The sequence below is a fragment of the Pseudomonas sp. NPDC088885 genome (assembly GCF_044750025.1).
Lineage (GTDB): Bacteria > Pseudomonadota > Gammaproteobacteria > Pseudomonadales > Pseudomonadaceae > Aquipseudomonas > Aquipseudomonas rustica.
Genome location: NZ_JBIVJB010000016.1, coordinates 70,330 through 78,015, shown reverse-complemented (window position 1 = coordinate 78,015; position 7,686 = coordinate 70,330). Strand labels below are relative to the sequence as shown.

The following is a 7,686-nucleotide window of genomic DNA, read 5'->3' as shown; positions in this document are numbered from 1 at the left end:
TGCGCTTCAGATCTCTCGTCAGCGGGAGGCGAATTCTACAGCGTTACACGCTGATGTCAACACCTCTTTTTCAACTTCCTTTTGGCTTCGATGAAATGAAGCACTTGCTGTCGAAACCTACATAACTCATTGAATCTCAAGGAGTTTTCCGTTTCGACTGCGCCGGAAGTGGGGCGAATTATAGACGCATGAAATCTGCCGTCAACCCCTGATTTCATTTTTCTATCGATAAACGCAAAAAGCCTGCTTATATATAGACGCCATCGTAGCGAATGCGCAGTATATTGCCCAACAACTCAAAAATGCCTGCTATATACCCTGGATGACGCCTCCGCTATGAATGACCAACCCCGCTCGCTTGCCTCAATGCTGTTCCCGGTTGGCCTGCTATTAATAGCCATGGCATCGATCCAGTCCGGTGCCTCACTGGCCAAAAGCATGTTCCCGGTGGTTGGCGCCCAAGGCACCACGACCCTGCGACTGATCTTCGCCAGTGTGATCATGTTTCTATTGCTGCGTCCATGGCGCGCCAAGCTGACGGCCAAGTCGCTGCGCACGGTCATTGTCTACGGCATGGCATTGGGCGGGATGAACTTCCTCTTCTATATGTCATTGCGCACAGTCCCACTAGGGATTGCCGTCGCACTGGAATTCACCGGGCCGCTGGCCGTCGCCATTTACGCATCACGTCGCGCTATCGATTTTCTCTGGATTGGTTTGGCGGCCGCAGGCTTGTTCCTTCTCATCCCCACGGGCGCGACTACTGCCGGCATTGATCTGGTCGGTGCGGGTTACGCATTGGGCGCCGGTGTCTGCTGGGCACTCTATATCCTCTTCGGTCAGAAGGCCGGCGCGGACAATGGCGTAACGACCGCCGCACTGGGCGTGATGATCGCCGCACTGTTTGTCGCGCCCATCGGCATCGTGCATGCCGGCGCTGCTTTGCTGACGCCCTCGCTGATCCCGATCGCTATCGGCGTGGCCATCCTTTCCACCGCCCTGCCCTACACCCTGGAAATGGTTGCACTCACCCGCATGCCTGCGCGCACCTTCGGTACCTTGATGAGTATCGAGCCCGCATTCGGTGCCCTGTCAGGCCTGCTGTTTCTGCAGGAATACCTGACGTTGTCACAATGGATGGCGATCCTGTGCATTATTCTCGCCTCCGTCGGAGCTACGCTGACCATGGGCAGCGGCGCGAAGCCCGCCATTGCGGCCGATTGAAACAGGATTTGACGAAGGTCTGGCATTTGCCGCTTATTTAGGCCATGTTTAGTCCGTTAACTCAGTGTCAGGCATGGATTTTTTCGAAAACGGACGTCAGAACGCTTCAAGCGCGATCGCATACAGGCAGACCAGAGCAACAGACTTCTGGCTGCCATAAGGACGGTAATGAAACGAATTTTGATATTGATCGCCATACTCGCAGTTGCAGGCTGCGCGGCGACATCGGAAACCCAGGTAAAACGCGGTAAGAAGGGGCTGCACATCAACTGTTCAGGGCTTTCGTCCTCCTGGGACAAGTGCTACGCCCACGCCGCAAACGCCTGTGCCCCCAAGGGCTATAAAGTCATTGCCAAATCGGGCGACGGCGTCGAGGAGCCTGGCGACTATCCTTTCGGCCTCAACCCTGCCGGCTACACCAGCCGCAGCATGATCGTCATCTGCAAATAGCTCATTGCGGTCTGGCGATCTGCCGAGCGATTTCCTCCTGACTGGACTTCAGCACTGTGTGCTGAATGTCCGGTGTGGCCAGCATACGCGCCACCACCATCGCCCCGACACATTGCGACAGCACTGACCACGCCAGGCTGTCGCTCTCCAATATTTTCGCCCAACTCTCCTGCAACCGGCAGATCCACAGCTCTGCCTGTTCCCGCACTTGAATATCAGAACGGGCGATCTCCGCACCCAGCGATGGCAAGGCGCACCCGGATTCGGGCTGCTCGACATGAGCCATGCTCAGGTAATGTTTGAGACAACGCTGCAGTCGCTCGTGATCTTGAGTGCCCTGCCCGCCCAATCGTTCCAGGCTCTGGCCCAACTCGCGCTCGACGATAGCGGTGAACAACGCATCCTTCGACGCGAAGTGACTGTAGAACGCCGCACCACTCAAGCCGATAGCCTTCATCAAACCATCGACGCCTACCGTAGAAAACCCCGAACGCTTTGCCGACAGCGAACTGCTCTGCAGCAGCTTTTCCCGGGTTTCCAGTTTGTGACTGGCGGAGTAACGCATGTGTTTGCCCTCGAAATTGACCGCCTTGACGTTGTCGGAATCCTAGCATAACGTTCGTTCACTTAACGATCGTTTAGCAAAGGGATCTACCCATGAATAACAAGAAGGTCGTGTTGGTTGTCGGAGCCGGCGATGCTACGGGCGGCGCTATCGCCAAGCGCTTTGCCAAAGAAGGATTCGTTGCCTGCGTCACGCGACGCAGTGCCGACAAATTGCAGCCGCTGGTAGACGCCATTCAGGCAGACGGCGGCGAAGCACACGGTTTCGCCTGCGATGCGCGCAAGGAAGAAGACGTGATCGCGCTGATCGAAGACATCGAAACCCGGATCGGCTCGATTGAAGCGTTCGTTTTCAATATCGGCGCCAATGTGCCGTGCAGCATTCTCGAAGAAACCGCGCGCAAATATTTCAAGATCTGGGAGATGGCCTGCTTCTCGGGTTTCCTCAATGCACGCGAAGTGGCCAAGCGCATGGTCACGCGCAATCGCGGCACGATCCTGTTCACTGGCGCTACCGCCGGTTTGCGCGGAGCCTCAGGGTTTGCCGCATTCGCCGGCGCTAAACACGGTATCCGCGCACTGGCACAAAGCATGGCAAGGGAGTTGGGGCCGATGAACATCCATGTCGCCCATGTGGTGGTGGATGGTGCGATCGATACCGACTTCATTCGCAACAGTTTCCCGGAGAAATACGCCACCAAGGATCAGGATGGCATTCTCAACCCCGAGCACATCGCCGAAAACTATTGGTACCTGCACAGTCAGCCGCGCGATGCCTGGACATTCGAGCTGGATCTGCGTCCATGGAACGAACGCTGGTAAACCCGCGCCGATAACAATAATGAGAGTGCAGCAAACATGACGAAAACCGTGGAGTTCTATTTCGACCTCGGCAGCCCTGCCACGTATCTGGCCTACAGCCAATTGCCAAAAATCTGCGCAGAGACTGGCAGCGAATTGATCTATATCCCGATGCTGCTCGGCGGCGTGTTCAAGGCGACCGGCAACGCCTCCCCCGCGATGATCCCGGCCAAGGGTCGCTATATGTTTCAAGATCTGGATCGCTATGCAAAACGCTACGGCGTGCCGCTGAAATTCAACCCGCACTTCCCAATCAACACGTTGATGCTGATGCGCGCCGTCACGGGCATCCAACTGCGTCAGCCGGAACGCTTCCAAGCGTTTATCGATTGTCTGTTCACAGCGCTTTGGGTCGATGGCCGCAGCATGGACGAACCGCAAACCGTCGCAGCGGTATTGAGTGAACACGGTTTCGATCCGCAGGAAGTACTGGCGCTGACCAATGACGAATCCGTCAAAGCCGTGTTGAAAGAGAATACCGAGACTGCGGTTAAACGCGGCGTGTTTGGCGCACCGAGCATGTTCGTCGGCAACCACTTGTTCTTTGGTCAGGATCGACTCGACTTCGTCGAAGAGGCATTGCGCCAGATCTAGTTCGAAGCCATCACTCGGGCGCTGGCGACAGCGCCCGAGCGTCAATCGTTTAGATGGCAGCAGTACGCGTGTTCAACCACTCCAGCGCAGCACCTTCCAGCAACGGGCTCAAACGCTCACGCACTTCAGCATGATAGGCGTTGAACCACTGTTTCTCTTCCTGAGTCAGCAGCGCCGGCACCAGGCAGCGAGTGTCGATCGGGCACAGGGTCAAGGTTTCAAACTTGAGGAATTCGCCGAATTCACTGCTGCCCGCCTCGCGATTCATCGCCAGGTTCTCGATGCGCACACCCCAACGACCCGGACGATAGGTACCCGGCTCGATCGAGGTGATCATGCCCGGCAACATCGCGGTTTGCGGTGCTGGCGCGGCTTGGTAGGCAATCACCTGCGGGCCTTCGTGAACGTTGAGGAAATAGCCAACGCCGTGACCGGTGCCGTGACCGTAATCGACACTCTCAGCCCAGATCGGCGCGCGGGCGATGGCGTCGAGCAACGGCGACAGAATGCCTTTCGGGAACTGCGCTCGCGACAGTGCAATCACGCCTTTGAGCACGCGGGTGCAATCGCGTTTCTGCTCTTCGGTTGGCGTACCGACCGGCACCATCCGCGTAATGTCAGTGGTACCGCCGAGGTACTGACCACCCGAGTCGATCAGTAGCAGACCATCACCCTCGATCACCGCGTGCTCTTCTTCGGTGGCGTGATAGTGCGGCATCGCGCCATTGGCGTTGAACGCGGCAATGGTGTTGAAACTCAGCGAGACATAATCCGGACGACGTTCACGGGCAGCGGTGAGTTTCTCGTCGATGGTCAGCTCGGTAATCCGCTCACGCCCCCAGGCCGACTCCAGCCAGGCGAAGAATTCGCACAGCGCCGCGCCGTCCTGCTCCATCGCTTGGCGGATGTGCTGAGCATCGGCTTCACTTTTCTGCGACTTGGCCAGTGTTGTCGGGTTGAGGCCTTCGACCAGTGATACGCCGCTGTCGAGGTTTTCCAGCAGACCGCTGGTGACCCGCGCCGGATCCACCAGCACACTCGAACCACTCGGCACGGCGCGCAAGGCTTCAGCGACTTCACGGTAGTCACGCAGGGTGACGCCATCGGCTTCCAGCACGGCGCGCAAATCTGCATCAACCTTGCTCAGCGCCACGAACAGCGTGGCTTGCTGTTGATTGATCAACGCAAAGGACACAAACACCGGGTTGAACGACACGTCGCCGCCGCGCAGGTTGAACAGCCAGGCGATATCGTCGAGGGTGGCGATGAAGTGCCAATCAGCGCCGCGTGCCTGCAAGGTTTCGCGCAGTTTGGCGAGTTTCTCGCCTCGGCTGACGGTCGCCTGTGGTGGCAGATGCTGATAGATCGCTGCATTCGGCAGCGTCGGGCGATCGCTCCAGACTTCCTGCAACAAATCGATGTCGGTACGCAGACGCGCGCCACGCGCTTCGAGTTTGCTGCTCAACGTGCGCGCCGAGGCCACAGCCATTACTGCGCCATCGACGGCGACCACGCCACCTTCCGGCGTTTGCTCAGCCAGCCAGTCCAGCGGACTCGGTTGACCCGGCTGCAACTTGACCAGTTCGATGCCGCTGCCGTTGAGTTCTTTAGTTGCCTGTTCCCAGTAACGGCTGTCGGCCCAGACGCCGGCGAAATCGTTGGTGACAATCAAAGTGCCCACCGAACCGTGGAAACCCGACAGCCACTGCCGGCCCTGCCAGTAACCCGGCAGATATTCCGACAGATGCGGGTCGGCAGACGGCACCAAGAGTGCGTGAATGCCTTCGCGACGCATCAGCTCGCGGGTGTGCGCCAGGCGCTGGGGCACCGATCCTTCGGTCAAGGTCTGGGTACTCATCATGTCTCCTGCTAATCACTTCATCGTTATTGTTCGTAGCCGTTAGGTCGGCTGGTTTACAGCCCTGTCGCCCAGAATGCCGGAGCACTGGCGCAGGCGGTCTTGATCAGTTCGCAAGCCTTGTCGATATCGTCGGCGGTGGTGAAACGGCCGAGGCTCAGGCGAATGGTGCGCCCGGCCAGGTGCGCGTCATGTCCCAACGCCAACAGCACGTGAGACGGTGCATTACTCGCGGAGTTACACGCCGAAGTCGCGGAAAACGCGATCGAATGGCTCAACGCGGCGCTGTTGAATTCGCCTTCGCTGAACGTCAGGCTCAAGGTGTGCGGAATGCGCTGGTTGGCGCTGCCATTGAGGCGTACGCCGGGCAGGCTCAGCAATTGTTCGAGCAGACGCTCGCGCAACGCGACGATCGTGCTCTTCTCCTCATCAAATGCGGCAGCCGCCAGCGCAAACGCCGAGCCCATTCCGGCGATCTGATGAGTTGCCAGCGTCCCGGAACGCAAGCCACCTTCGTGGCCGCCACCGTGAATTTGTGCCTGCAGCTTTTGCTGTGCCCGTGGGCCGACATACAACGCGCCGATGCCCTTGGGGCCATAAAGTTTGTGCGCCGAAAACGACATCAGGTCGACCGGCCACTGCGCCAGATCGATCGCCACTTTGCCGGCACCTTGCGCCGCATCGACGTGAAACAGCGCTTCACGGTTGCGCACAATTTCGCCAATCGCTTGTACGTCGTTGACGGTGCCCAACTCATTGTTGACCAGCATCAGCGACACCAGAAAGGTGTCCTCGCGCAGCGCTTCACTGACCGCCTGCGGCGTGATCAGGCCATCGGCGTCCGGCACCAGATAGGTCACGGCGATGCCGGCGTCCTGCAATTGGCGGGCGGTATCGAGAATGGCTTTGTGTTCGATCTGACTGGTGATGATGTGGCCGCCGGACACGCCGCGCGCCTGCGCCACGCCTTTAAGGGCGAGGTTGTTGGACTCGGTGGCACCGGACGTCCAGACAATCTGTTCGGCTTGAGCGCCCACCAGTTCGGCGACTTGCCGGCGCGCCTGCTCGACCGTGTGCCGGGCCTGCTGGCCGAAGGCGTGGGAGCTGGAAGCCGGGTTACCGAAGTTACCGTGAAACCCCAGACATTCGATCATCACCTGGATGACCCGCTCGTCCACCGGGGTGGTGGCGGCGTAATCGAAATACAACGGACGTGTGTTCATAAAAGACTCGCAGAGCGTGTTCCGGGATCAGGAGGCTCGTGTCTGCAAACGGCACCGCGCAGCCTTGTGAGCTGCGCGTCGGTTCGAGAGCGTCATCAATACCTGATCGGATGCCGTTAAAGAAGAACAACTTCATTTAAAAGTGCGTAGGAACGCTCCTGAAGCGAGCTTAACAGGCATCGGGCCGCGGGTTGAAGGCTATGCGTCAGTGAAAGCTTTCGAGAAGTAACGGGTACAGCGAAATCACCAGCAGCGCGGCCATGCCCCAGTTGAACACGCGCAACCAGCGCGGATCTTTCAACACATTGCGCAACAGCGTGCCGCAGGCAGCCCAAACGCCAACACTCGGCAGATTGATGATGGCGAAAACGGCGGCAATCACCACGACATTGGTGAAATAACCCTGCATCGGCGTGTAGGTGCTGATTGCGCCGATGGCCATGATCCACGCCTTTGGATTGACCCACTGAAACGCCGCAGCGCCGAGATAACTGATCGGTTTGGCCTCGCCCTGAACGTTGTCGCCAACCGGCCCCGAATGGGCGATTTTCCACGCCAGATACAGCAGATACGCCGCGCCGATGTAGCGCAGGATCGTATAAAGAATGGGATAGGTCTGAAACACCGCGCCGAGCCCAAAACCGACCGCCACCACCAAGACGAAAAATCCGCAGGTAATGCCCAGCATGTGTGGAATGGTGCGGTTAAAACCGAAGTTCACGCCCGATGCCAGCAACATGGTGTTGTTCGGCCCCGGCGTAATCGAGGTGACAAGGGCAAACAGGGCAAAGCCCAGCAGCAGATCAAGCGAGAGGGTCATTGTGGGCAATCCGTCAGGGTCATTCAGGTGTTGACCCTATCTCACGCCACCGCGCAAACCCACGGACAGTTGAGTAAAACTTCCAGCAGTAC

8 protein-coding genes are annotated in these 7,686 nt (G+C 58.4%); 4 read left to right on the top strand and 4 right to left on the bottom strand.

Features of this window, described 5'->3' with window-relative positions; all coding sequences use genetic code 11:
* The first annotated feature begins 336 nt into the window (after positions 1 to 336).
* Both rhtA and ACIP1X_RS10445 read left to right on the top strand, forming a co-directional pair.
* Complete coding sequence (rhtA, locus tag ACIP1X_RS10450) at positions 337 to 1,224, top strand: threonine/homoserine exporter RhtA (RefSeq protein WP_400751720.1); 888 nt, start codon at positions 337 to 339, stop codon at positions 1,222 to 1,224.
* A gap of 168 nt (positions 1,225 to 1,392) precedes the next feature.
* Positions 1,393 to 1,674 (top strand): hypothetical protein, encoded by a 282-nt coding sequence (locus ACIP1X_RS10445; RefSeq protein WP_282358694.1) that lies wholly within the window; start codon positions 1,393 to 1,395, stop codon positions 1,672 to 1,674.
* Position 1,675: 1 nt separating this feature from the next.
* Here the strand turns inward: ACIP1X_RS10445 and ACIP1X_RS10440 are convergent, their stop codons facing one another.
* Complete coding sequence (locus ACIP1X_RS10440) at positions 1,676 to 2,239, bottom strand: TetR/AcrR family transcriptional regulator (RefSeq protein ID WP_400751718.1); 564 nt, start codon at positions 2,237 to 2,239, stop codon at positions 1,676 to 1,678.
* A gap of 92 nt (positions 2,240 to 2,331) precedes the next feature.
* Between ACIP1X_RS10440 and ACIP1X_RS10435 the strand changes: the two genes are divergently transcribed.
* Both ACIP1X_RS10435 and ACIP1X_RS10430 read left to right on the top strand, forming a co-directional pair.
* Complete coding sequence (locus ACIP1X_RS10435) at positions 2,332 to 3,060, top strand: SDR family oxidoreductase (protein ID WP_400751715.1); 729 nt, start codon at positions 2,332 to 2,334, stop codon at positions 3,058 to 3,060.
* Between the two features lie 36 nt (positions 3,061 to 3,096).
* Positions 3,097 to 3,693 (top strand): 2-hydroxychromene-2-carboxylate isomerase, encoded by a 597-nt coding sequence (locus ACIP1X_RS10430; protein WP_400751712.1) that lies wholly within the window; start codon positions 3,097 to 3,099, stop codon positions 3,691 to 3,693.
* Positions 3,694 to 3,742: 49 nt separating this feature from the next.
* On the opposite strand, the gene ACIP1X_RS10425 is transcribed toward ACIP1X_RS10430, so the two are convergent.
* The 3 genes from ACIP1X_RS10425 to ACIP1X_RS10415 form a co-directional block, all read right to left on the bottom strand.
* Positions 3,743 to 5,551, bottom strand: coding sequence for an aminopeptidase P family protein (locus ACIP1X_RS10425; RefSeq protein ID WP_400751710.1), 1,809 nt, complete (start codon positions 5,549 to 5,551; stop codon positions 3,743 to 3,745).
* A 56-nt stretch (positions 5,552 to 5,607) separates the two neighbouring features.
* Positions 5,608 to 6,774 (bottom strand): aminotransferase class V-fold PLP-dependent enzyme, encoded by a 1,167-nt coding sequence (locus tag ACIP1X_RS10420; RefSeq protein ID WP_400751707.1) that lies wholly within the window; start codon positions 6,772 to 6,774, stop codon positions 5,608 to 5,610.
* Positions 6,775 to 6,979: 205 nt separating this feature from the next.
* A complete protein-coding gene (locus ACIP1X_RS10415; protein ID WP_400751704.1) occupies positions 6,980 to 7,594 on the bottom strand; it encodes a LysE family translocator in 615 nt (204 codons plus the stop codon).
* Positions 7,595 to 7,686: the final 92 nt, after the last annotated feature.

Bases quoted from the DNA above. Each gene is read 5' to 3' on its own strand.
- rhtA (WP_400751720.1), top strand. From the start codon at position 337: ATGAATGACCAACCCCGCTCGCTTGCCTCAATGCTGTTCCCGGTTGGC.
- ACIP1X_RS10440 (WP_400751718.1), bottom strand. From the start codon at position 2,239: ATGCGTTACTCCGCCAGTCACAAACTGGAAACCCGGGAAAAGCTGCTG.
- ACIP1X_RS10415 (WP_400751704.1), bottom strand. From the start codon at position 7,594: ATGACCCTCTCGCTTGATCTGCTGCTGGGCTTTGCCCTGTTTGCCCTT.
- ACIP1X_RS10445 (WP_282358694.1), top strand. From the start codon at position 1,393: ATGAAACGAATTTTGATATTGATCGCCATACTCGCAGTTGCAGGCTGC.
- ACIP1X_RS10425 (WP_400751710.1), bottom strand. From the start codon at position 5,551: ATGAGTACCCAGACCTTGACCGAAGGATCGGTGCCCCAGCGCCTGGCG.
- ACIP1X_RS10430 (WP_400751712.1), top strand. From the start codon at position 3,097: ATGACGAAAACCGTGGAGTTCTATTTCGACCTCGGCAGCCCTGCCACG.
- ACIP1X_RS10420 (WP_400751707.1), bottom strand. From the start codon at position 6,774: ATGAACACACGTCCGTTGTATTTCGATTACGCCGCCACCACCCCGGTG.
- ACIP1X_RS10435 (WP_400751715.1), top strand. From the start codon at position 2,332: ATGAATAACAAGAAGGTCGTGTTGGTTGTCGGAGCCGGCGATGCTACG.